General features: G+C 38.6%; 22 protein-coding genes and 1 tRNA gene. 7 read left to right on the plus strand and 16 right to left on the minus strand.

The annotated features are described in order from the left end of the window. The first annotated feature begins 241 nt into the window (after positions 1 to 241). Positions 242 to 2,359, plus strand: a complete 2,118-nt coding sequence (locus PHO71_RS02200) for a KamA family protein (protein WP_300198263.1) — start codon at positions 242 to 244, stop codon at positions 2,357 to 2,359. On the opposite strand, the gene PHO71_RS02205 is transcribed toward PHO71_RS02200, so the two are convergent. The 4 genes from PHO71_RS02205 to PHO71_RS02220 all read right to left on the minus strand — a co-directional run bounded on the left by PHO71_RS02205 (position 2,356) and on the right by PHO71_RS02220 (position 9,286). Then, on the minus strand, positions 2,356 to 3,684 hold the full coding sequence (locus tag PHO71_RS02205; RefSeq protein WP_300198265.1) for a nucleobase:cation symporter-2 family protein: 1,329 nt from the start codon (positions 3,682 to 3,684) through the stop codon (positions 2,356 to 2,358). The two genes, PHO71_RS02200 and PHO71_RS02205, sit on opposite strands and share 4 nt — an antisense overlap. An 80-nt stretch (positions 3,685 to 3,764) precedes the next feature. Continuing rightward, a complete protein-coding gene (locus PHO71_RS02210; protein ID WP_300198267.1) occupies positions 3,765 to 4,472 on the minus strand; it encodes a DUF5020 family protein in 708 nt (235 codons plus the stop codon). A gap of 72 nt (positions 4,473 to 4,544) precedes the next feature. Then, the gene (locus tag PHO71_RS02215) at positions 4,545 to 6,140 is read right to left on the minus strand and encodes a SusD/RagB family nutrient-binding outer membrane lipoprotein (protein ID WP_300198647.1); all 1,596 of its coding nucleotides are present in this window, start codon (positions 6,138 to 6,140) and stop codon (positions 4,545 to 4,547) included. Positions 6,141 to 6,154: 14 nt separating this feature from the next. Further along, positions 6,155 to 9,286: a SusC/RagA family TonB-linked outer membrane protein gene (locus PHO71_RS02220; RefSeq protein ID WP_300198650.1), complete on the minus strand. Its 3,132-nt coding sequence runs from the start codon at positions 9,284 to 9,286 to the stop codon at positions 6,155 to 6,157. Positions 9,287 to 9,388: 102 nt separating this feature from the next. Here PHO71_RS02220 and PHO71_RS02225 point away from each other — a divergent pair, with 102 nt between their 5' ends. The 3 genes from PHO71_RS02225 (at position 9,389) to PHO71_RS02235 (ending at position 10,495) form a co-directional block, all read left to right on the plus strand. Continuing rightward, positions 9,389 to 9,973 (plus strand): uracil-DNA glycosylase family protein, encoded by a 585-nt coding sequence (locus PHO71_RS02225; RefSeq protein WP_300198268.1) that lies wholly within the window; start codon positions 9,389 to 9,391, stop codon positions 9,971 to 9,973. Positions 9,974 to 10,003: 30 nt separating this feature from the next. Continuing rightward, entirely contained in the window at positions 10,004 to 10,357 is a 354-nt protein-coding gene (locus PHO71_RS02230; RefSeq protein WP_300198270.1) for an arsenate reductase family protein, read from the plus strand. Between the two features lie 65 nt (positions 10,358 to 10,422). Beyond that, positions 10,423 to 10,495: transfer RNA gene (locus PHO71_RS02235), tRNA-Trp, on the plus strand. A gap of 80 nt (positions 10,496 to 10,575) precedes the next feature. On the opposite strand, the gene PHO71_RS02240 is transcribed toward PHO71_RS02235, so the two are convergent. After that, the gene (locus PHO71_RS02240; RefSeq protein WP_300198272.1) at positions 10,576 to 11,358 is read right to left on the minus strand and encodes a C1 family peptidase; all 783 of its coding nucleotides are present in this window, start codon (positions 11,356 to 11,358) and stop codon (positions 10,576 to 10,578) included. A 424-nt stretch (positions 11,359 to 11,782) separates the two neighbouring features. Next, a complete protein-coding gene (locus PHO71_RS02245; RefSeq protein ID WP_300198274.1) occupies positions 11,783 to 13,660 on the minus strand; it encodes a von Willebrand factor type A domain-containing protein in 1,878 nt (625 codons plus the stop codon). Positions 13,661 to 13,812: 152 nt separating this feature from the next. On the opposite strand from PHO71_RS02245, the gene PHO71_RS02250 reads away from it, so the two are divergent. Next, a complete protein-coding gene (locus tag PHO71_RS02250; RefSeq protein ID WP_300198653.1) occupies positions 13,813 to 14,385 on the plus strand; it encodes a sigma-70 family RNA polymerase sigma factor in 573 nt (190 codons plus the stop codon). Continuing rightward, positions 14,382 to 15,926 (plus strand): hypothetical protein, encoded by a 1,545-nt coding sequence (locus tag PHO71_RS02255; protein ID WP_300198275.1) that lies wholly within the window; start codon positions 14,382 to 14,384, stop codon positions 15,924 to 15,926. The genes PHO71_RS02250 and PHO71_RS02255 overlap by 4 nt, the downstream gene beginning before the upstream one ends. Before the next feature lie 12 nt (positions 15,927 to 15,938). On the opposite strand, the gene PHO71_RS02260 is transcribed toward PHO71_RS02255, so the two are convergent. From PHO71_RS02260 to PHO71_RS02290, 7 genes are all read right to left on the minus strand, one after another. After that, a complete protein-coding gene (locus PHO71_RS02260; RefSeq protein ID WP_300198276.1) occupies positions 15,939 to 17,123 on the minus strand; it encodes a DUF418 domain-containing protein in 1,185 nt (394 codons plus the stop codon). Positions 17,124 to 17,322: 199 nt separating this feature from the next. Next, positions 17,323 to 18,195, minus strand: coding sequence for a pyridoxamine kinase (locus PHO71_RS02265; RefSeq protein WP_300198278.1), 873 nt, complete (start codon positions 18,193 to 18,195; stop codon positions 17,323 to 17,325). A gap of 17 nt (positions 18,196 to 18,212) precedes the next feature. Further along, entirely contained in the window at positions 18,213 to 18,794 is a 582-nt protein-coding gene (locus PHO71_RS02270) for an LUD domain-containing protein (protein ID WP_300198655.1), read from the minus strand. Between the two features lie 14 nt (positions 18,795 to 18,808). Then, positions 18,809 to 20,194, minus strand: a complete 1,386-nt coding sequence (locus PHO71_RS02275; RefSeq protein WP_300198280.1) for a lactate utilization protein B — start codon at positions 20,192 to 20,194, stop codon at positions 18,809 to 18,811. Beyond that, positions 20,191 to 20,931 (minus strand): (Fe-S)-binding protein, encoded by a 741-nt coding sequence (locus PHO71_RS02280; RefSeq protein ID WP_300198281.1) that lies wholly within the window; start codon positions 20,929 to 20,931, stop codon positions 20,191 to 20,193. Before PHO71_RS02280 ends, PHO71_RS02275 begins: the two co-directional genes overlap by 4 nt. A gap of 49 nt (positions 20,932 to 20,980) precedes the next feature. Continuing rightward, complete coding sequence (locus PHO71_RS02285) at positions 20,981 to 21,526, minus strand: radical SAM protein (protein ID WP_300198658.1); 546 nt, start codon at positions 21,524 to 21,526, stop codon at positions 20,981 to 20,983. Positions 21,527 to 21,552: 26 nt separating this feature from the next. Continuing rightward, complete coding sequence (locus PHO71_RS02290) at positions 21,553 to 21,906, minus strand: 6-carboxytetrahydropterin synthase (protein WP_300198283.1); 354 nt, start codon at positions 21,904 to 21,906, stop codon at positions 21,553 to 21,555. Between the two features lie 187 nt (positions 21,907 to 22,093). Here PHO71_RS02290 and PHO71_RS02295 point away from each other — a divergent pair, with 187 nt between their 5' ends. Further along, positions 22,094 to 22,453, plus strand: coding sequence for a YbaN family protein (locus PHO71_RS02295; RefSeq protein WP_300198285.1), 360 nt, complete (start codon positions 22,094 to 22,096; stop codon positions 22,451 to 22,453). Here PHO71_RS02295 and PHO71_RS02300 read toward each other — a convergent pair. The 3 genes from PHO71_RS02300 to PHO71_RS02310 all read right to left on the minus strand — a co-directional run bounded on the left by PHO71_RS02300 (position 22,423) and on the right by PHO71_RS02310 (position 24,537). Continuing rightward, positions 22,423 to 22,989 carry a nucleosidase gene (locus PHO71_RS02300; RefSeq protein WP_300198286.1) on the minus strand — a complete coding sequence of 189 codons (567 nt, stop codon included), beginning with the start codon at positions 22,987 to 22,989 and terminating at the stop codon, positions 22,423 to 22,425. The two genes, PHO71_RS02295 and PHO71_RS02300, sit on opposite strands and share 31 nt — an antisense overlap. Positions 22,990 to 23,313: 324 nt before the next feature. After that, a complete protein-coding gene (locus PHO71_RS02305; RefSeq protein ID WP_300198288.1) occupies positions 23,314 to 24,207 on the minus strand; it encodes a hypothetical protein in 894 nt (297 codons plus the stop codon). Between the two features lie 162 nt (positions 24,208 to 24,369). Beyond that, positions 24,370 to 24,537 carry a hypothetical protein gene (locus PHO71_RS02310; RefSeq protein ID WP_300198291.1) on the minus strand — a complete coding sequence of 56 codons (168 nt, stop codon included), beginning with the start codon at positions 24,535 to 24,537 and terminating at the stop codon, positions 24,370 to 24,372. Positions 24,538 to 24,852: the final 315 nt, after the last annotated feature.

Here is a 24,852-nt window from a genome sequence, read left to right on the forward strand (position 1 = left end):
ATTTCCGAAGCTTCAGAAGGACTTTATTTACCTGTTTGTTGAATATTAATAGTCTATATCTCAACTATTAATAACCTACATCTCAGCTATTAATACTCTACATCTCAGTTATTAATAGTCTACAAACAGGCTGTAAACAGCAGAAAACAGGTTTTTCAATGCACTTTCGAAAGTTAGGCAAGGTATAATATACTGTATCAATATTAAATTTATTAATTAACCAATAAAAGAAAAATTGCTTATGAAACAAAAGAAAATGCTTACACTTACTCTTTCACAGTTACAACAAATCTATAATCAGGAGATACCGGAATTGATGCAAATATCAGCTAGGAATTCAACTATTGAGGGTTTCAAAGCTGAGTTATCGCAGTATTTGGATGCTTGCAAAATAGATGGAGAAATAGCGGAAGAGGCAAGAGAGCAAATTCGACTCTTACTACATTATGATGGACTGAATGTCTACGAACTGTCTATGGGACAGGATATGCCAGTACAGACTATTCGGCTGCTTTATCAGTTTCTGACAGAAAAATTAGAGAATGTGGAGATGCCAACGGATTTGTTTATTGAATTGTTTCAACTGTTTAAACGGCTGAAGGGAGAAATTGCTCCCGTTCCGTCACCACAACGTATTAAAAATCGAAGTGAACGCTGGGCTACAGGGTTGGATGAAGAGGTACGCGAGATACGTGCTGAAAATAAAGAACGAATGTTGCATTTACTGATTCAGAAGATAGAAAACCGGAAATCCAAGCCTTCGGTACGGTTCCATTTTGAAGAAGGAATGAGTTATGAAGAGAAATATAAGCTGGTTAGTGAATGGTGGAATGATTTCCGTTTTCATCTGTCAATGGCGATAAAAAGCCCAATTGAGTTAAATCGCTTTCTAGGGAATTCACTTTCTTCGGAAACAATGTATTTGCTTTATAAAGCCCGCAAAAAAGGAATGCCTTTCTTTGCAACACCTTATTATCTTTCACTGCTTAATATTAGCGGAGAAGGATACAATGATGACACGATTCGGAGTTACATTATTTATTCACCACGGTTAGTGCAAACCTATGGAAATATTCGGGCCTGGGAAAAGGAGGACACTGTAAAAGCTGGAAAACCGAATGCTGCCGGATGGGTAATACCCGGCCATAATATTCACCGACGTTATCCGGAAGTAGCAATTCTCATTCCTGATACGATGGGACGTGCGTGCGGGGGACTTTGTGCTTCCTGTCAGCGTATGTACGATTTCCAAAGCGAACGGTTGAACTTTGAATTTGAAAGTTTAAAACCGAAGGAAAGTTGGGAACATAAATTACGCCGGTTAATGAATTATTTTGAAGAAGATACTCAGTTGAGGGATATTCTTATTACCGGAGGAGATGCGCTGATGAGCCAGAATAAGACTTTACGGAATATACTCGAAGCGGTATATCGCATGGCGGTACGTAAACAGAAGGCAAACCTGGAACGTCCGGACGGAGAAAAATATGCAGAGTTGCAACGGGTACGATTAGGCTCTCGCCTACCGGCTTATTTGCCAATGCGTATCAATGATGAATTGATTGATATCTTACGTGAATTTAAAGAAAAAGCTTCAGCTATTGGAGTCAAGCAATTTATCATTCAGACTCACTTTCAGACTCCGCTGGAGGTTACGCCGGAAGCAAAAGAAGCAATCCGAAAAATTATTTCTGCCGGATGGATTATCACAAATCAGTTGGTATATACAGTGGCTGCTTCACGAAGAGGGCACACGGCACGTATTCGTCAGGTTCTCAATTCGTTAGGAGTGCTATGCTATTATACTTTCTCCGTAAAAGGGTTTAATGAAAACTATGCGGTATTTGCTCCAAACAGTCGTTCGATGCAGGAACAGCTGGAAGAGAAAATATATGGGCAAATGACTGCGGTACAGGCAGAAGAATTGTATGAACTGTTGGATATTAAAACGGAACAGCCAAAAGAAGATACTGCTACTCTAATCAGACGTTTTATGAAAAAACATCATTTACCTTTCCTCGCTACCGACCGTAGCGTTTTGAATTTACCTGCTATCGGCAAGAGTATGACTTTCCAGATGGTGGGACTGACTGAAGACGGGAAACGTATTCTTCGCTTCGAACACGACGCAACACGGCTCCATAGTCCGATTATCGGACAAATGGGGAAAATCTATATTGTAGAGAATAAATCGCTGGCTGCATACTTGCGGCAATTAGGCAAGATGGGAGAAGATCCGGAAGACTATGCTTCCATCTGGAGTTACACGAAAGGGGAAACCGAACCTCGTTTTAGTTTGTACGAGTATCCTGACTTCCCCTTTCACACAACAGAAAGAATGAGTAACCTGACGATCTAATCGCCTTTACCTTCTTCGTTCACACGTATTATTATATTTGCAATAATTGCGGTCAAACCTCCGGTAGTAATTCCAGAAGAGAAAATGCTTCGGATAGCTTCCGGAGCTTGTTTTAATACATCCGGCATCAACTCTACACCCAAGCCTAGAGACAGACTTACTGCTAATACCAATGTCTCCTTCCGTCCTATCTCCTGAGAAGAGATAATTCGGATACCCGCAGCAGCTACTGTGCCAAACATCAATAAAGTTGCTCCTCCCAATACAGGATCGGGCATTAAAGAGAATACAGCTCCTACAATAGGAAATAAACCTAAAAGGATAAGCATAACAGCAATATAATAGCCAACATAACGACTGGCAACCCCGGTCAATTGGATAATACCATTATTCTGTGCAAAGATGGAGTTTGGAAACGAATTGAATACACCTGCCAAAAAAGAGTTAAATCCGTCTGCCATCACACCACCGGAAACACGCTTCAGATATGAATCTCCCTCAATAGAATAACCGGAGATCATAGAGTTGGCGGTTACATCTCCCGTTGCTTCAATAGCTGTAATTAAATAAACCAGACCGATAGCAATAAAAGAAGAAACATTGAAATCAATACCATATTTAAAAGGTTGGGGAATATTAAATCCCATCAGCATTTCGGCATTTAAAGAACTCATGTTTACCTTTCCCAATGCAAATGCAAGCCCATAGCCTAGGCAGAGTCCCAATACAATAGAACTCATACGAAAATATTTGTTTTTACAGCGATTGAAAAACAAAACACTTAATAATACGATTGCAGCGATAGACAAATTCTCCCATGTGCCAAATGTTCCATTGTCCATAGCCGCATAACCTCCGCCACAAGATACAATTCCCACCTTTATCAAGCTTAGTCCAATCAACAATACAACAATACCTGATACCAGAGGAGTGATAATATTACGTAAATACTTGAACGTACGACTAACAACCATTTCAATTGGAGCTGCTGCCATACAGGAACCGAATATAAGAGGTAGTCCACCTACCATTCCGGTAGCTATAATAGGTCCGATAAAAGAAAAGCTGGTACCTTGAATACAAAGTAAACCAGCTCCGAAAGGGCCGATACGACGGCACTGTATAAAAGTGGAAACACCTGAGGCAAAGAGCGACATAGACACCAGAAAACCGGTCTTTTCAGCATCCAGTTTCAATGCACCGGCTATAATAAGAGGAGGAGTAATAATGGCCACAAAAATAGCCAATAAATGTTGCAATGCGGCAAACAGGGCTTCCTTAAAAGGAGGGCGGTCTTCCACGCCATAAATTAAATCAGTTTTCATCCGATGGTTTATTCAATAATTCATATTAGTTTTACACATTAAGATAAGCTGTTGAATTACTTTAAAAAACAGTTCAACACTTAGTTTAATGTCCATTTCAAAGCAAGAGTCGGAATTGCATAAAAGCCGTCTCTTCCTCCAAAGTTATTACTTAGTTCTACCTCGGAACCAACACTTAAATTAAAATTCTTATTCACACCTTTAATGCGATTCAGATTTACCCAAAACTGAGGTTCTGTGAGAAAGATCGTTTTTCCATAATTTGTCTCTTCACGCCACCAGTCGGCAAAGCCCGAGAATGTAAGCAGATCATGGCAGAAATTAATATACCAGGTACCTGTCAATTGGAAGTTATTGGGTGAATGATGTTTTTGGATATACTTGTACATGGCGGTCAATGTGAAGCCTTTTGAGAAAGAAGCATTATTATATGTATAGGTAGGTCCTGCCAGATAAGCATTGTTATAAGAATAGCCTTTTGCCAAACCACCATTATACTCAATATGCGCAGAAAATGGTCCTTTCCAGAATTTCAACTCACGCGCAATTTCCCAATAAGCGGAAGCAACCCCCGAAGAGACATAATCCATATCCACAAAGAAATAAGTGCTCCCCCAACTATCCGGATGAAATTTCTCGACAGTGGAAGTGAACAAAGGACGCTCTTTCAAATCTTTGTCGTACAACGACCGACCGAAATCATAATGTAACTGAATGTTTTGCGCTTTCAACTCCGGCACTGCGAAAAGAAGCATACACAGGAAGAGAGCAGAAATGATCTGTTTCATAATAAATGTGTTTTAATGAAGGTGCAAAAATAGTTAAATCAACACACATATACACATTACTATCACTGATTTTTATTCCAAGTTATTATTTCCTGTATCCCACCAAAGTCTTGACCCCGCATTATCATCTGCTCCCAGAGCTTTTACAAGAGCAAAATACTGCTCCCAATTTTCCGTCTGCAATGTACCGGGAAAGTTAAGTCTGCGTATCATAATTTCTGTATCAACACATCCATTTTTGCTATGGTTGAAGCGTACCGGAAATAAGCGGGGATATCCTGTCCGCCTCTGTTCTGCCCATGCTTCACAACCTTCGGGGAACATAGCGATCCATTTCTGAGTAATAATCTTCTCCAGTTTTGTTTCTTTATCATCCTGTGGATTCCATTGGGGTGATACTTTACAGCGAGCTTTTATATCATTATCACTATCAAAAGCATCCACAAAGTCAGAAGCCTTCCTTTCAATGGTTAAATAGTCACCCATTTGATAAATTCCATATTGCCGGAAAGAATTTTCTACTCCATTATGATAACAAGTTTCTTCATCTTCCAATGTCCATCCGCGTAAAGCAGCCTCAGCACGCAGAAACCAAACTTCCGAAGAAGTCATCAAGGGAGCATCTGTACTTTGATTCCATGACAATTTTGATAATCCGGAATAACGACTATGTGCAAAACATGTCCCTTGACGGATTCCACGAAATTTCCCTTTATTTTTCTCATCTGTACAAGGTTCAAAATAAATTTCAAGCCTGGGATCATCATAACCTTTCAGAATCGATTCCATAGCAGCCCCCATATAAGCTTCATTCCATACACGATTAATCTCTCCTAATGGGTTAGTATAGCCGGATTTAGTAGAAACTGCCACTTTCTCGGCATCTGCCTCAAAAACTCCATACACATTCTCCAAACCCTTCAGAAACTCGGAACGGGCTTTACCGGGATCAACAGCAGCAAGACGCATGGCTAGACGCATCCGTAAAGAATTGGCAAATTTAATCCACGATGTATACTTTCCGTCCATCAAAATATCAAAACGAGTAAATTCAACTGACTCCGGTTTTTCCTCTATATAATTGGTAAGGGCGCAAACAGCAGAGTCGAGTTCATTAAAAAACTCATAGTACACGTCCTTCTGCGTATCAGGCCGATAATGGCTTTGTGCATCAGCAAAGTGTTTGTAAATAATAGGACCATAATAATCAGTCACACGATGCATTACTTCCACTTTTAGTATTTTCGTAATTCCGAACAAAGCGGAATGTACATTTCTAGTTGCATTTTCCGATTGATAAATTTGAGGAAAAATATAAGAGTATGTCTGTGTCCACATAGCACTATTCCATCCATCCTGTAAATTATAATCAGAGTTATGAGAGCCACCGTTCAATGGTTTAGCATCGTGCATATATCCACAAAACATATCCGCATTCAGATTCTGTGTCAATTGGAATGGCCAGTTCTTTCCTTTTCCATAATCATAATTAAAATAAATACCTTGCTGGATGATCCCTAACCGAATTCCATAGCCATTATCATCAATAATCAAATCTTCATCTGTAATGCCGGAAAGGTCTGTATTGAAATCACGAAACTTTCCGGTACATGCAACAAATAATAGCAGCATTCCTAGCAAGCATATGTATAGGTACTTCATCGCTATCTCCTTTCTTGCTTTTAAAACTCACATTTCACAGTAAAACCCAGACTACGTGTAGTAGGCATACCAAACACTTCTATACCCTGATTGTCATTACCTGTAGATAACACTAAATCAGGATCGAATGGAGCCTTCTTATATAAAAAGCAAAGGTTACGTGCTACAAAAGATAATTGTAGATTCTTCAGGACTTTAGCTTTCTGTATCCATTGCTTTGGAAAATCATAACTTAACGAAACTTCCCGCAAGCGAAGATTGGTAGCATCATACATATAATATTCCGTTACTCCGGCACGCCCTCCTACTACATTCTTATAGAAACCTTTTACATCATCTATACGGTTTCCTTCGAGTGTTACATATCCTCTGTCACGTGCCTGAGCCGTAACCTCCGAAACGCCATAAAGATCCATTTCCGCCTGAGTCTGTGAAAGGACTTCGCCGCCATAACGCCAATCCAATAAAAAGTAAAGACTAAATCCTTTATAAGAAAAAGTATGATTCCATCCCATCATGAAGACCGGATTGGCATTTCCTACTTTTACCGTATTACCATCTCCTTCTACCTGAGGAAGCCCTTTATAATCCCCTTTTGTTTCATAAAGAATATTTCCTTCAGCATCGCGCACAAACGCTTTCCCATAAATATCACCAATAGAACCACCTTTCACGAGTTTCATTGCATAACTGGATGAGAAACTGGTAGGTCCATAAGCAAACTCCTTCAATTGTTGATGCAGTTCAAGAATTTTATTCTTATTGGAAGAAAAGTTAAGGGAGGTTTTCCAAACAAAATCTGAAGTTAATACTGGAGTAGCATCTACCGTTGCTTCCCACCCCCGGTTCTGGATATCTCCGGCATTGACATATCGATAAGCATACTTATCTCCTGCCAAAGCGGGAAGCTTGAAGAACTGGTTATGAGTATTTGTACGATAATAGGTAAAGTTGAATCCTAAACGTTGTTTTAAGAATTTCCATTCTGTACCAATTTCCGTTGATCGGGTCATTTCCGGTTCCATCTCTTCAAAAGGAGCAGCATCATTTGCTTGCATATCTCCCCCCGCCGTGAGGTGTGATACGGAATTTGTGATAAACAAAGGAATATCGTTACCTACTTTACTCAATGTTCCACGTATTTTTGCGAATGTAACCCATTCGGGCAACTTAATCCATTTATCAACCAAAAAGGAAATACCAACCGAAGGATAAAAAAATCCGGTTTTCTCGTGCCTCGTATAAGCAAGGGTAGACGACCAATCATTACGGGCAGTAAGATCCAGGAAAATTCTTTCACGATATCCCAATTGTGCTGTACCAAACAGAGATTGCAGCTGGCGTCGGGCATCTATTTTCTGATCAATACTAGCTGATCCGTTCATGATAATATTTGCAAGGTTAAACACATTGGCATACTTTAATGAAGCATTCTTAGAATCGTAGCGAGTGGAATTCACGTTTTTATCATTGATACTTCCGCCAATAGCTACATCCATTGCAAAATCATTCCACTTCTTTTTTCCCATTAGCATGATATCACCATAAAACAATGTTTCCTGATAATCCATTTCTATATATCGTCCGTTAGCTCCACATAAAGCAGGAGCAGTGGAAGCATAAAACTTCTGGCGTAACTTATCTGCGAGATAATCTACATTGCCACGTGCCTGAATTGTCATCCAGTCATTCACTTTCAAGTGAGCTGCAAGAGAGATAATGCTTCGCATACGTATATCTTTACTCTGAATACGGTTCACCACCCAATAAGGATTCTGTTCAAAGTCCTCGGTAAAAGTGTGCCAGTTTTGTGTGTTCATTTTTCGGTCTCCATCATATACTTCAAAGTGGTCTTTATAATAAGAAAGATCCTCTCCTCTGGGAAAACGATATAGCCCCACTAATGGATTCATGTAGAAACCTCCCGAAACAGGCTTATTATTGACAATCTGTCTCATAGCATTCAAATTACCGTCTAGTTTCAAACGTTTATTGAACATGACAGCAGTCTCTCGCAGATTGATATTGTGTTTTATCAATTTGTTTTTATCAATAATACCACGTCCGGTCGTATTGGCATAAGAGAAATAAGTCTGCAGTTTTTCATTTCCATAATTAACTGACACGGAAGTTATTGAAGTAACTCCAGTACGGAAAAAGTCATTCTGATTATCCGATACACTAAGATTGAAACGATCTCCCCAGCTATCTACCACATCACTTACTCCATATCGGTTTTGCATCTCAGGGAGAGTAAATGCTTTTTCAAAAGTCAAACCGGTAGAGAAATTAATATTCTTCTGTCCTTCGGAATTGCCTTTCTTTGTAGTAATAAGAATGACACCATTAGCGGCCTGACTACCATATAAAGCAGCTGCAGGAGCTCCTTTTAAGATACTAATACTTTCAATATCCTCCGGATTCAAATTGGAGATACCGTCACCACCATCACGATTTCCGGCATTTGCCGTACCACCAATGGCCGAATAGGCTTGTTCCGAACTTTCATTCAGCATTGGCACCCCATCTATCACATAAAGAGGTTGGTTATCACTGGATACAGAGCGAGTCCCTCGAATACTTACTTTGGCAGAACCTCCCACACCGGAAGAATTTTTATTGATCTGCACTCCCGCTGCCTTTCCAGCTAAAGCTGTGATCATATTCACCTCTTTCACACGGTTCAATTCTTTTCCACTTATCCTCTGTACAGCATAAGCCAAAGAAGATTCATTCTTCTCAAGTCCTAACGCAGTTATAATGATATTGTCGAGCATAAGGGCATCTTCAGAAAGAATTACTTCTAACATTTTTTTACCAGCCACGCTAATATCTGTAGTTTTGTAACCGACAAAAGAAACTTGCAGAATAGCACTATCCGGAACTGTTAAAACAAAATTTCCTTTTGCATCAGTCACTGTACCTTTCGTACCACCCTTTTCTCGTATTGTAGCACCGATAAGTGGCGTTCCATGGGGATCGACAATGCGTCCCTTCACTAGGGAATCAGTGGAGGAAACTTCTATTATCTCATTATATTCCAGTCGCTTTGAAGCATAACTTTTTTCACTAAAGAAAAAGAACAGAATTATAATAGACACACTTACAATTATTCTTATTTTCAATAACATCTTAATGAAGAATTCAAGCATTGACGGACAAAAATAACTAAATATTTTCAAAAGAATATTTTTTCACGTCCTTTTTGATATAAAAGAACAATATCATTATTTTTGTAAAAAATTAAAAGAGCAATGGAAATAGAAGTTGAAATACATCCATTAAAGCCTTTTCTCCCGTCAAACGCAAAATTGCTGATGCTGGGTAGCTTTCCGCCACAAAGAAAACGCTGGTCTATGGATTTTTATTACCCAAACCTGAACAATGATATGTGGCGTATTGTTGGATTTTTGTTCTTCAATAACAAAGATTACTTTCTGAATGAGACAAAAAAAGCATTTTGCCGTGACCGTATTATTGATTTCCTGAATGAGAAAGGAATTGCTTTGTTCGATACAGCCTCATCCATCAAACGATTGCAGGACAATGCTTCGGACAAATTTCTGGAAGTAGTGCAACCTACGGATATCGCAGCATTGCTGCGACAAATTCCTATATGTAAGGCAATAGTCACTACCGGACAGAAAGCGACCGATACTCTGCGGCAACAATTGGAAGTAGAAGAGCCGAAAGTCGGCGATTTCTCCGAATTTATCTTTGAAGGACGGGCTATGAGGTTATATCGGATGCCTTCTTCTTCACGTGCTTATCCGTTGGCACTAGATAAAAAAGCAACTGCTTACCGGATTATGTATCAGGATTTGGGAATGTTGATTTAAATAATTTAATTTCTAAAAAATATATTGAGTATGAAACCTTTATTTTTGCAATATCCAGCTTGTAGTACCTGCCAGAAAGCTAAGAAATGGCTGACGGAAAATAATATTGAGTATGTCAATCGGTTGATTGTGGAAGATAACCCCACAGTGGAAGAACTGAAAGAATGGATTCCGAAAAGTGGTTTACCTTTAAAAAAGTTTTTCAATACAAGCGGATTGGTGTATAAAGAATTGAAACTGAGCGAAAAACTCCCAAATATGAGTGAAGAGGAACAAATAGCCTTACTAGCTACTAACGGAAAGTTGGTGAAACGTCCTCTGGTAGTCACAAACAGCTCTGTTCTAGTTGGTTTCAAACCCGAAGAGTGGACAAAATTAAAATAGTTAAAAACTTATTTATACGAACGCTTGCAGATTCAAAAGTTTCTACTACCTTTGCAGCCGCAAATACGGGAGTAGCTCAGTTGGTAGAGCACCGGTCTCCAAAACCGGGTGTCGGGAGTTCGAGCCTCTCCTCCCGTGCAAGGATAAATGGCTGTAAATTATTAATTTACAGCCATTTTATTTTAGAAGTGGAACAAAAGCAGGTATCCAGCGACCGATCATTTCAGATGCAATGCCATTGCATCATTGGCATAAAGCAGAGCATAAGCATAGGGAATACGTCCATACCCTTTATCCCCAAAAGATTCTCCGAATGAATTTTTAAAAATGAGATACCCTCCACCAGGTGTTTTATCATCCATCTGATACCCGACAATCAGAATACTATGCCCGTCAAATACATTTTCACGTTCTACTACGGCCAGTTCACCATGCTCCCCAATAGCTTCACCTTGTTTAGGCCATTGAAAACCTATCGCTACCGGATGGTTAGCATCTAATTCTTTTTGCACTTGGAGTAACTGCTCTTTTGTAATGCCATTTTTAGGATTCCACTGTTTAATCCATATCTGTTTGCCTATTTTACGAGACATCGCATCTTTTTTCGCCGATTCAGAAGGCTCTACTTTTTCTGTGAAACGCGTAGCATAGGGCATATAATCGTCTGTACAGATTCCATATTTTGCCATTCCGTCTATCGCATAATTAAAGAATGAGCCATCGGCATTTACTCCCTCTATTTGGTTGGCAGACCAGTTCAGATATTCTACCGACAACGGTGTACTATCGTTCAAAACATGGGCCCGTTCAAATTCTATTAAACCGACAATGGTAAATATAGAACAAGTTCCCCTACTACCCTGATCTTTCACTGTTATTCCGTACTTTTCAAAAAGCGGACGCAAATCTTTTCCCTGTGCAAAAACATTTGAAAAGGAAAAAAACAATGCAACAACAATTAAAGCTAATGCTTTCTTTATACGTGTTATTTTAATAGTCATTTGGCAAAGGTATAATTTTAAGAATATGAAAACAAAAAAAATCATAGTTTTTCACTAGGCTTCCATCAATTACATAATATCATTCACAACAACACTGAAGCAGCTTTATCCAATTATTCGGCAACATTCCTCAAAGTACCGACTTAAATATTCAATTCCTCTTCTATAACAATGGCAACCTTATCTTATACTTTATTTCCGTTAATACGTTGATGCAACGAAGAGGCTAATTTGTCAAAATATTGCTTTGCAAACTTCGAAAGTTATGTATCCGCAGGATAAAATTGACAGATTGCCTACTGTTTTTTATCTCCCTAAGTGACGGTATATTCTTGTAATAGTGACAGTATACCTATCAGATACCGTCACTATTTTAGTAGAAGAAAAAGAATCACCGACAAGAAATTCTACTTGATTAATAATTTCAATTAACCGGCTCTATCCCCTTAGTAGCTTCTGCCAAACGAACAAATTCTCTCCTGTACCCTTTTTCATCATTGTTTAAGCCTTGTTTCGCCAAATCAATCACCTGGTCATAAGTTGCATCACCTTTGAAATCAGAATTCCGTAGTAACTGTCCGAACATGGCAACAGCTGAAGCAAATTTGAAATCGGAAGAAACGTTATTTCCTTTGGAATCAACAAAAGGAAGCTCTATCTTTTTACTAACATCTTTATCCGCAGATTTATAACGGAGTTTCACTGTTAGCAATTCATCAGAACCTGTCGATTTCACCATTTTTTTCTCTTTCTTCTGATACTTCAAATCATCCACTTTTCCTAGATAATCATTCTTTACCCCCACTGGAATCACCTCATATAAAGCAGTCACCGTATGTCCTGCTCCTATATCTCCTGCATCCTTCGCATCATTATTGAAATCTTCATCTTTCAACAAACGGCTCTCATAACCGATCAGCCTATAGGTTTGTACCAGTGAAGGGTTAAATTCAACCTGAAGTTTCACATCTTTTGCAACAGTATGTAAAGTTCCTCCAAACTCACCCACCAATACACGATTGGCTTCTTGCAAATTATCAATATAAGCATGATTTCCGTTTCCTTTTTCAGCTAGTGTTTGAATTTTGCTATCTTTATAATTACCCATTCCATAACCTAAAACTGTCAGGAATACACCACTCTTACGTTCTTTTTCTATCAATCGCTCCAAATCTTCTTCCGAAGAAACACCTACATTAAAATCGCCGTCCGAGCAAAGGATAATTCTGTTATTTCCATTGGATATAAAATTCTTCTTAGCGATATTATAGGCCAATTGGATACCTGCACCTCCGGCAGTAGAACCTCTGGCAATTAGTTCATCTATTGCTTCACGAATCTTCTGTTTATCACTTCCGGATACTGATTCCATTTTTACATCCGCAACGCCGGCATAAGTCACAATTGCAACTTTATCTTTATCACGCAAGTTATTGACCAACATTTTAAGAGATGACTTCACCAAATCCAATCGTTCTGCTCCCCACATCGAGCCGGAAACATCAATCAAAAAGACCAAATTAGATGCAGGTAAATTATCTGTTAGAATCTCTTTCGCTTTCAATCCGATTCGAACCAGACGGTGAGTTGTATTCCAAGGACAGTCACCAGCTTCTATTGTTATCTTCACCGGATCGTTCCCTGTTGGCTTCGGATATTCATAAGTGAAGTAATTCACTAATTCTTCTGTACGAACAGCATCTGCGGGTGGAAGTTCACCCCTATTAATAAAACGGCGCATATTACTATAAGAGGCAGCATCCACATCAATGGAGAAAGTAGACAGTGGTGCATCCGAAACTTCTTTGTAACCATTTTCATTGATAGATTTATATTCTTCGCTTGTCATTCCTATTATTCCTTGAACATTCCCTGCCAAAGCATTGGAAATAGACGTTTGTCTCAGGTCCTCTACTCTTACTGATGTTAAAGCGCCTGTAATAGTCATCTTCTTTTGTGCACCTACTCCAGACACTACGACTTCTTCCATTGCATCTTTAGCACATTCATGCATTACCACATTTATTTTCTCAGACTTAACAATCACCTCCACCGTCTCATAACCTATATAAGAGAAACATAAAACTTCACCTTTATATACTTTAATAGAGTAAGTTCCATTGATATTTGTAATAATCCCGCCCGTTTTTCCCTTAACGGTTATATTACAACCTATCAACGGATTATTCTTGTTATCTACAACAGTACCGGTTACTTTTATAAGTTGGGCATTTGCCTGTCCCAAAGAAATAACTGCCATTAGCAGTATAAGCATGATTGCTCTGAATTGATTTGTTTTCATAACTACAAGTATTTAATGTCATTATTAATCCACTTTTACTATAGAGATGCAGTAAGCACACAAATTCCATAAGCTGATTAAAGTTTTTTTTATTTTTCTTCTCTTCGTTGTTATTTATCATTTCAATTTCTATCTTTGACAACAAAAATAAAATCCTGATATTTAGAAAAGACATATCGAAGCTATCGGACGAAGAACTACTAACATCCTATACCAAGTCCGGGAACACAGAATATTTCGGTGAATTATACAACCGTTATATACCGCTAGTTTATGGTCTCTCTCTAAAATATCTACGAGATGAAGACAATGCACAAGAAGCAGTCATGCAACTATTTGAGGATCTAATTCCCAAAATAAGCAATTACGATATAAAAGCATTTAGACCATGGCTTTATAGAGTAGCTAAAAACCACTGCCTGCAACTATTACGAAAGGGGAACAAAGAAATTCCACTAGATTATACCATTAATATTATGGAATCTGACGAATTTCTGCATCTTTTAAGTGAAGAGGATCATCCGGAAGAGCAACTCAAAGCTTTGCACAATTGCCTGGAAAAGTTGCCCGATGAACAACGAACCAGCATTACCCGTTTCTTTTTGGAAGAAATGTCCTATGCCGACATTGCCGAACAAACCGGACTGACTCTGAGCAATGTGAAAAGCTATATCCAAAACGGAAAGCGAAATTTGAAAATCTGTATAAAGAAACAAGCCCTATGAAATTATTGGATTACATACGAGGATTACGCAAAGGAAAAGAAGCGCATCGACTGGAAAAAGAGTCGATGAAAGACCCTTTTCTTGCTGATGCCATGGATGGATACCAGCAAGTAGAGGGGAAACATGAAGAACGGATTAAGGAACTACAGACTCTTATAACGGCTCGTTCTACAAAGAAAAGAAATTCGTATGCCATCACTTGGAGTATTGCCGCTTGTCTGATTATCGGGGTCGGTATTAGCAGTTATTTCTTATTCTTAAAAAGTAATATGCCGGAAGATACATTTATAGCCAAAGAAACCATCCATACTACGGCAGCAGTTCCTGAAGTTCCAATGGGCCCGGAAACTCCGGGAGAGAAAGTAACTCATTCCCCATCCGCTACAAAAACAAAGCAGGACTCAAATCTTGTGGCTATCTCAGATAAAGCGACTAAAGAAAATAGATTTGTTAAATCAAAAGTCACTTCAACCCCCAAAAAGGTTTCTACTGAGATTACTGGTCCTATAGAAGAAGAAATTATAGAATCCACAATAGATACTACTCTTATCCAAAGTAATGAGAAAGATATAAAAAAGATTGAACTAACTGCCAATGCCAAAAATGTTATTAATGGAATGGTGACCGATGACAAAGGTCAGCCTCTTATTGGTGTCAATATAACTTATTGGGGAAAAAGAGTAGTGCCCGATGATAAAGATCAGTCTCCTTTAGTTGGCTCCATAAATACTTATGAGAAAAAAAAATACGGAACAATAACAGATATTTACGGAAGGTTCTCAATTCCCAAAGAACAATTCTTCGGTAAATTAGAAGCAAATTACATTGGATATGATCCTGTCAGTATCATTGTTAAAGATTCTATTCGACCATTATTTATTGCAATGAAAGAAAGTCCCCAATCAACATTGGACCAAGTAGTAATAGCTGGAGCCGGTGAACAAAAGAAGATGAGACTTACAGGTGCTGTAACGACTGTAAAAGTAGAAGATCTCAAAAAAACACCTCCCACCAATGCCTTGGCAGGGGCTATATCAAAAGAAGCCTTGGAAAATCTGCTAAAATCTAATTCAGATTCTGCAAAGGTTGAAAGTCCCCAATCAACATTGGACCAAGTAGTAATAGCCGGAGCCGGTGAACAAAAGAAGATGAGACTTACAGGTGCTGTAACGACTGTAAAAGTGGAAAATCTCAAACAGCCATCTTCCCCCAATACTTTGGCGGGAATTATACCAGGAATCATCACAAAAAGCTCGAAACAAGCCTCAAAGCAGATAATGCCCAAGCCTGTAACCGGAATGAAGCAGTATCAAAAATACCTGAAAAAGAATTTGATTCAGCCTACGGATAAAACTTGTAGCGAAAGTAAAGGGATTGTCATAGTAACCTTCTTTGTTAATGAAAAAGGTCGTCCCTTCCAAATTAAAATTAAGAAGGGACTTTGCGAATCCACTGATAAAGAAGCCATACGCCTGATTCAAGAAGGTCCGGATTGGACTCACGGAAATAAGCCCGTAGAGATTAAAGTAAAATTTAAATAACCGGGAATTCCATTATCTCCCGGTTCCAATCCAAGTACCTTTACGCCACAAATACTCTAATGGTCCTTGTTTATGACGTGCAAGCCACCAACGGCTAAATATAAGTTGAATGGCAAAGATACATAATGCGATCAGCAGACTTCCTGTTGCACCCGCATACTTATACATAGACAATCCAAATCCATAATAGATACAAACACCCATAATAGATTGGAAGATATAGTTTGTCAAGCTCATACGACCGTAAGGAATGAGCAAACTTTGCCAACTATATCCTTTTTCTTTCTTAAACCAAAGTAACGTAAAGATAGAAACAAGAATAATCATAAAAGTAAAATTAACATAAGATGGTACAGCTATTTTATAAGGAACCAGTACAGAAGGATTTGTTATGAGATCAGGTATAAAAGTTCTCAGGCAATACAAAGGAATAAAAGCAATAGCACCATATTTCAGCATCTTTTTCCAAAAGCACAAAGATTCTTCACTCTTGATAAAATATTTCCGGCGTCCCAGCAACATTCCAAACATAAATAAAGCGGCAGTCTGGAATAAACGGCCATTTTCAACCTGCCATATATTACTGTATAATTGCCCGTCAGAAATATTAGAACGAAGTACTTCCAGAAAACTGCCATTTGCTGTTACCACCTGTGCACGTTCAGCATAAGGGATAAAGTGACCTGTCACAGCTACATAATTGGGATCTATCAACGCATAAATAGCCCGTCCCCATTCATAAGGTTGCAAGAGCAATATAACAGCAATCCAGAAAACCGTTTTGTCTTTCAGCTTACATACCGGAATCAGGGCAAAACCAACTACCGCATATAGCAAAAGTATATCACCATTATAAAACAAAGCATGTAACTGCGCAAATAAGAACAGCAAACACAACCTCCACGCAAAACGTCCACGGAAATCAGTACCCCGTTTTTCCGCATTATGTAACTGGATATAAAAACTAAATCCGAACAATAAAGAGAAAGTAGCATACGCTTTTCCTGCAAATAAGAAAAACAACGTATCCCACATATACTTATCAATTGTCTGTAACCACACCGGTACTGCAAATTCCAGGGGCAGAAACAAATTATAATGTTCCAGATTGTGTAACAAGACAATAGCTAGAAGAGCAAACCCACGCAGAGCATCTACTACTCCAAGCCGTTCAGTAGTTTTAAGTGTTTGATTCATAATATATATTTATTCAAGATTACTTAATAACGGGGTAAAAATAATAGAAATATCTGAAATACTAAAATTTATAAACATTAAAAGAAGGCTTTCCATAAGCAAAACCAGACTACCTTCATTATATTTAGCCTTCCCTTCTCCACACTCTAAATCTGTAAGGAACCGGAATCTTGTTCTTTCCGTTCCATTCATGAGTTCACTAAATCAGTTCGTAGCTAGCCATCTGTATTGGCATATCCAGATTGTGCAAAACCTTCTCTAGTAAAATTCCTTCCCTATTATCATACTCATAACCAAAAGTAGCCCGAATGCCTTGCAAAATAAATTGTGTTGCACGGTCCAAGGCCATCGGAAGACTGTCTCCTTGCATCAAAGAACCCGTTATAACACTCGTAAAGGTATCTCCAGTGCCGGGATAGTGAGCCGGCAAATAAGGGCAGGTCACTTTCCAATAACGATTTCCATTCCTGTTATATGCATATACAGAAGTTCTATGTTCATCCTCATTCACAGGAACACTGGTTATGATAACCACCTCGGGTCCTTTATCAGACAGAAGACGAAGATATTCTTTCAATTCTTCATCGGTATTGTACGCTTTATAAGGTTTATCCAATAAATAGAAAAGTTCCGTCAGGTTGGGAGTAATCACATCCGCTTTTGTTATCAGGTGACGCATCTCTTTCACCATCTTCCCGTCAAAGTTGGTATACAGGCGACCATTATCGCCCAATACCGGGTCTGCAACAACCAAACTATCCGGTCTCCTGAAATCATTAATGAAATCGGAAACGATTTGAATCTGTCTGGGTGACCCTAAATAACCAGTATAGATGGCATCAAATTGTACTTCCAGTTTCTTCCATTCGGCAATAATTTTCGGCATTTCATCGGTCAGATCCAGAAAGGAAAAACCGGGATACTGTGTATGGTTAGACAATACCGCGGTAGGAAGCGGACAGACTTGAAAGCCCATTGAAGATAGAATGGGAATAACGACTGTTAATGAAACTCGTCCCATCCCCGAAAGGTCATGAACGGCAGCTATTTTCTTTACTTTATTTGCGTACATTATACTTATTTGCTAATTCATGTCAAAATAACTAATAATTCCCGCGCTCCATGAGCTCCCATTACCAGAGCCTGCTCAATGTCAGCCGTTTTCGACGGACCGGAAATAAATGTCCCGAACTGATACTCTTGCCCAACCAACTCCTGATAAGCATCAAACATTGTATTTACAATCTTATTCCGGTCAAGCAAAATAACCAATCTTTCAGAAATAAAATAAATGGCTTTATATTTTACCTTTTGTGGAATCCAGATGGCTCCATTTTCTGCAACTCCTATCTCTCCGGCAATCACAGCCACCTCGGTCCCATCCAACTCTTTCGGATCATCCAGGTTGTCGGGGTTGAAAGTTGCACAAGATACTTCCGGCAATACGGAAGCAATACGTGTTGCATCCGGATAAGTACGACGAATTACTTGATTTACATCCTCTCCTTCCCCTAATACAATAGCTGTACCTCCAACAGCACGACTAATTGCACAGAACTGTTCAATCATATCAGGATAAGTCAGCCGTTTCATATCTTCAATATCCGGCTTCTCATAACGAACCTTCGTATTTTTGCGAATACTGGCTAATATTTCTTCTCTGCTACTCATAGCTATTTCTTCTTTCATTGCTGTTCCTCCTTTCCCTGTACTTCATTCTTTTTCCACATTTCATTGAATGATTCTTTAGCAAACTTCGGCAGCTCACGCCCCTTACCCCAAGCATCCAAATCATTATACTTCATAAAGCGTGGTAAGCCATTCACAACAGGCGCCACCCAGAGAGCCGCATTGAATAAGGCCGGACGTTCCATCAGAAACTTCATGCCACCGGACATTATTTTCTTTCTGGTACTTGCCTTTCCCAAACCGTCCAAATCCTGACGCCACTTATAAATCTGCTCAGCCAAGTCCACCTTTACCGGACAAACATCCGAACAGGACATACACAATGAACAAGCAGAAAGATTATCGTAATATTTCTCCGGATCGTGTGCCATTCCCAGATTAATACCAATAGGCCCCGGAATAAAATAAGTATAGGAATATCCGCCACTTCGGCGGTATACGGGGCAAGTATTCATACAGGCACCACAACGTATACAGTTCAAAGTTTTAATGTGATCGGTTTTGGAGAGTAATTTACTCCGACCGTTATCCACAATAATAATATGATATTCACCACCCTCACGTGGACGACGGTAATGAGAAGTATAAGTTGTCACAGGTTGTCCGGTAGCCGAACGTGCCAGTAGACGCGTAAACACTCCCAGAGATTCCATATCCGGTACAATCTTTTCTATGCCGAAAGCAGCAATATTGAGTTTCGGATAGGAGGTTCCCATATCTGCATTTCCTTCGTTGGTACACACGACAATATCTCCTGTAGAAGCTACTGCAAAGTTAGCTCCTGTCATAGCAGCTTCTGCATTCAGGAAAAGATGTCTCAGGTTCTTACGAGCTGCATGAGTCAGATAAGTCGGATCGAAATTTCCTTTCTCCGTCCCCATCTCTTTTTCAAAAAGTTCGCCCACTTGTTCCCGTTTGATATGTATAGCGGGCATCACGATGTGGCTAGGCGCCTCATGCATCAATTGAAGAATACGTTCTCCCAAATCAGATTCAACAACATCAATTCCACGTTCCATCAAGAAAGGATTCAGCCCACACTCTTCGGCAAGCATGGACTTGCTCTTTATAAAATGATGGACATTATGCTCATTCAGTATATCGTAAACGATTGCACAATATTCATCAGCATCTTTTGCCCAATGGACAATAGCACCGTTGGCAGTAGCATTCTTTTCAAACTCCAGCAAGAGTTCTTCCAAATGGCTGTTGGAATAAAGTTTCAATTCACAAGCCTTATTGCGCAGTTCTTCCCATTCGGGAACTTCCTTACTCATTTTATCCCTTTTGACACGGACCATCCAAAGGGTTTCGTTATACCATGCTGCCATCTTGCTGTCCTGCAAGAACTTTTCTGCAGCTTTTGCATGTTGGGTACTCATGATTGCGAAGCTAAGATTTCTACTATATGAAGAATTTTTATAGGAAGATGTTCACGTTCAATGACACCTTGCATATGCATCAGACAGGAACTATCGGCTCCGACAATATATTCGGCTCCGGTAGCCATGTGGCTTTTCACTTTATCACGTCCCATACAAACAGAGACTGCCTGTTCTTCTACGGCAAACATACCGCCGAATCCACAGCATTCATCAACATGGGCAGGTTCGAAAACCTCAATACCTTCTACCATATCAAGCAGATCACGCAATTTATTGTAGTAAGGAATATTCAGTTCACTCGGAGCAGAAAGGAGCAATTCGCGTACACCGTGACAACTATTATGGATACTTACTTTATGAGGAAAACGTGCCGGTAGCTTAGAAGGTTTCAGCACGTCATGAATAAATGCACAAAGGTCATGAATCTTACCCGCACTTTGACAAATATGCCCTTCTTTCTTTAAAACTCCGGGGTGATTTTCTTTCACAAAAGCCACACAACTGGCAGAAGGACCGACAATATAATCGTACTTCTGAAACAAATCATCAAACCGTAGTGCTAACTTCACTGATTCATCCTCAAAACCAGCATTTGCCATCGGTTGTCCGCAACAAGTCTGGTCTAACGGATAATCGACATCTACTCCCAAACTTTTTAACAGCTTATACGATGCCACCCCCACATTTGGATAGATAGCATTGATATAACAAGGAATAAACAAACCTACTTTCATAATGTATATGTAAATTTTAGATGGTCCTTCGGTACATCCGTCTATCTAATTAGCGGATGTCGATAAGTTTGTGCGTTTGCAGGCTAAGTCTCCATTTGGGATGTCGCATGACGCAATCTACTGTTTCAGCAGTGTTATTACAAGAACAAGGTTGAAGGTAAAAATGTTCGGCAGGAAGTAATTCATAAATACTGATGTCCTGCCCTTCATAAACAACTTTCACTTCATCCATTTGTGTAATTCCCAATTTGACACCTTGTTTAGGAGAGCAAGTTACCCAATCGATAGATTCGGGCAACGGACGGGTCCCGTTAGTTTCTATACAGACATATTTACCGACCTCATGCAAACGGTCAATAAAATTACCATCTATCCATAACGAAGGCTCACCTCCTGTCAAGACAACCGTAACAGCAGGATATTTTTTTACTTCAGCAATGATTTCCTCATCAGTCATCATTATTCCTTCCTCATGTTGCGTATCACAAAAATCACAGCTAAGGTTGCATCCTGAAAAGCGAACAAAGATAGCGGGTGTCCCGGTGTGATAGCCTTCCCCCTGTAAACTATAAAAGATTTCGTTGATTTTTCTCATCATTTTTATCTTTCATTCATCGGTTCTTACTCCTTTTCATCTTCTAATAAATCTTTCTCGTAGATGGCAACATTCCCTTCCGACTCCTGCACTTCCACTTTATAGCATTGAGGAATCTGCTTACAAACCCAACGAGCTATATTCTCAGCCGTTGGATTAAATGGAAGGACTTCATTCAGATTTTGGTGGTCAAGTTTTTCCATAACCACTTCTTTAATTCGGGAGAAATCTACCACCATCCCTTCGGAATTCAGCCGTGCTGAGCGACAATAGACAGTGATAATCCAATTGTGACCGTGCAGATTAGCACATTTGCTGCGGTACGGGAGCACCAGCTTATGAGAAGCTGATATCTCCATGCGTTTAATTACTGTAAACATTGTTATATAAATTAAAAGTTACCTGCATCTAATGTCACCTCGATACAAGTACAAAGGTAGTATAAAAAGAGTTTTCATTGGACAAACCTCGTTGTTTTTTCATCTTTCTATTCAGCAAAATAGGCAACACCGAATGTAGAATACAAATAAATTTGCTTCTGCATCGGGTTTGCACTATCTTTGTTGCATGAAAACTCTCTGTATTGTTTTAGGAAGCATTTCTCTGGCACTCGGCATTCTCGGTATCTTTTTGCCGTTATTGCCCACTACCCCCTTTCTATTACTTACAGCTGCCCTTTATTTCAAAGGATCGTCCCGATTATATAATTGGCTACTGAATCACCAACACCTCGGACCATACATTCGAAACTTTCGCGAAAACAAAGCCATACCCCTACGTGCCAAAATCATTTCACTCACTTTGATGTGGGGAACCATGTCTTATTGTATTTTCTTCCTAATCCCACTTTTATGGGTAAAGATACTCCTCGCACTGATTGCAGTAGGAGTCACCTATCATATTCTTTCTTTCAAAACATTGAAATAATGTGAGAGTCCCTGCCGTGCATCTGCCAGTTTATCTTCCCAATGTTTTACGGAGTTCTGACCTATAATATCCGAAACATATTTCACCGATATAAATGGAATTTCTTTAGCCCGACAAACAAAGGCCTGAGCATAAGCTTCCATATCTACTACATCTCCACTTACGTGAGTTAGCTCTGTCAAAAAACTATCTCCGGTATTGCAAATACCGTCCTCGATCCAATTTTCACAAAAACCTCTTTCTTTCAACAAAGCAGATGAATCAATCTCCGACTCCAAACCGAAAGCCGTCATCTTCTGCATATCTCGGTCTATGAACTTACGACAAACAAAAATATCTCCAACCTGATGATTGACTGTTCCGGCTGTACCAAGGTTCAAAACTAAATCCGGTTCTACCTGACGAATCGCTTCCGTCAAATGAAACGCTGCCTTCACTTTACCAATGCCTGTACGAACGTAATAAGGTTCCACTTCAGGCCATTTAATCTCTACAAATTCGCCTTGAACGGCATAGGTTATTAATATTTTCAACATATATACCTCTTATTTTACATATTTCTATTCTTTAAAAAGAACCAATCACATATTAAATGGACAAAAGTACTACATTTATTGCCCTATTTGACTATCAAATATTTATTAGACGCAAAAAACACACAAGATTTAAGTGAATATGACCTTCTAAAGGATTTATTTCATTTCTAATAATGGATAGTTTATTAGATATTGAATATTTATTTTATATATTGTCTTTCTACAGCATCCTACAAACTCCGTCCTGTTTTTCATATCTTTCTAATTCATTGTTCAATATTTCTATATCATTAAACTCCCTGACAAAAGCAATAAACAAGTATCTTATTCTTTTTTATTTGGTTTTAATAAACTCTCATATCCACCAAACCCAGAACCTAACATAACTTTATATGGCTCTTGAGTTTTTTCAATAATATATACCACAGCTGTAAATGGATATTTAAGTTTATCTTCACGCCATTTTTCATAATAAAGTGTTACAGCATAATATGAATCTTCTGGTTCTACATATTTTGGAACATATATATAATTGTCATCACGAGCCCAATCTATATCTAATAATTTAAAATCACCCTGTTCAATCGCAAAAGACACATCTTTACGATACAATTGGGGGTATTTTTCTTTAAGAACCTTTTGGGAGATCTCTACTAAAATACTATCCCTTTTCCCTACAGGCATTGAAGAAAGACGGTCCTTTATCTTAATATTTTTTATAGCAGGCCAACTATACCCCAAATTACTCCCCAGCATAATTTCGACTATTTCTTGATTTTTATCAATTATGGTAGCTCTCGCTGTATATGGACTCTCAAAGTTCTCTTCCACCCATTTATCATAGTAAAGTGCCACTGTATAACGCAAATCTTCCGGTTTCAAATAGTCAGGTACACCAGGGTTAAGCATATCCTCTTGCAACCATTTCAAAAAGAAGCCTTTAAAGTCACTTTGTGTAATAATAGGATGTACATCCTCACGATACCACCCTGGAAACTTCTCTTTGAGTAGTTTCTGAGTTATCTCTACTAAAATACTATCTCTTTTTTCTTTGGACATAGAAGAGAGTCGCTCTTGTGCAACCAATGTGGTTGTACAAAATAATAAAAGCAATACAAAAAAAGCGCTCACAGTAATCGATAATCGTTGTCTAGTCAGCTCAAATCTACAATAAAAAAAGGACTTGCTTTCAGCCGAAAAGGTTCGAACTATTCTCATGTTTATTTCAACTTTAGTGTTATTAATTCATCGTTTTTAAATCAAAACATCTTTGGTAAAGATAATATTATTTATTGGATTTCAATACGATTATTGATAATATATTTTCAAACAAAATAAGAGTTTACTTAAAAAGATCACAGTTATAATTATATCAAGATCTTAAGACATACCATCATTCGGTCCCATACCTGTACCAGTAGAATAGCTAGCTCTCGTAGCTAATGAAGCTTCATTCATTTCATGTAGCTTCAATTCTTCTTTTTTGTTCCATTTTTCTAATTTTCTAATAGATATCTCTATATCTATCTGATGAGCAATAATTAGCATATACAGCCAAATCTTCTTTATCCATATTCCTATTGATTATTTCTCTAAAACAGTAAGGTATTGATCGGTATTTTCAAGAATTGATATATACCAGTATTCCATGAATCAGAACAACGTGGATAATCAAAAATAGGGGCATACGATAGTAGAAAGTATCATATAAATGATAAAATGGAATATTTTTCTAAATAAAACATGAAAACTCTCATGTTATTTTAGGATTTTGAAATATAATACCTATATTTGCTGAATAAACAATTAGGTTTATTCTGATTCTTCTTCTTTGTCTGTGTTTGATTCCTTGCTATTTCGCAG

Origin of the sequence: Bacteroides sp. (assembly GCF_028690125.1) — a bacterium.
In the GTDB taxonomy this organism is placed as follows: Bacteria; Bacteroidota; Bacteroidia; order Bacteroidales; family Bacteroidaceae; genus Bacteroides.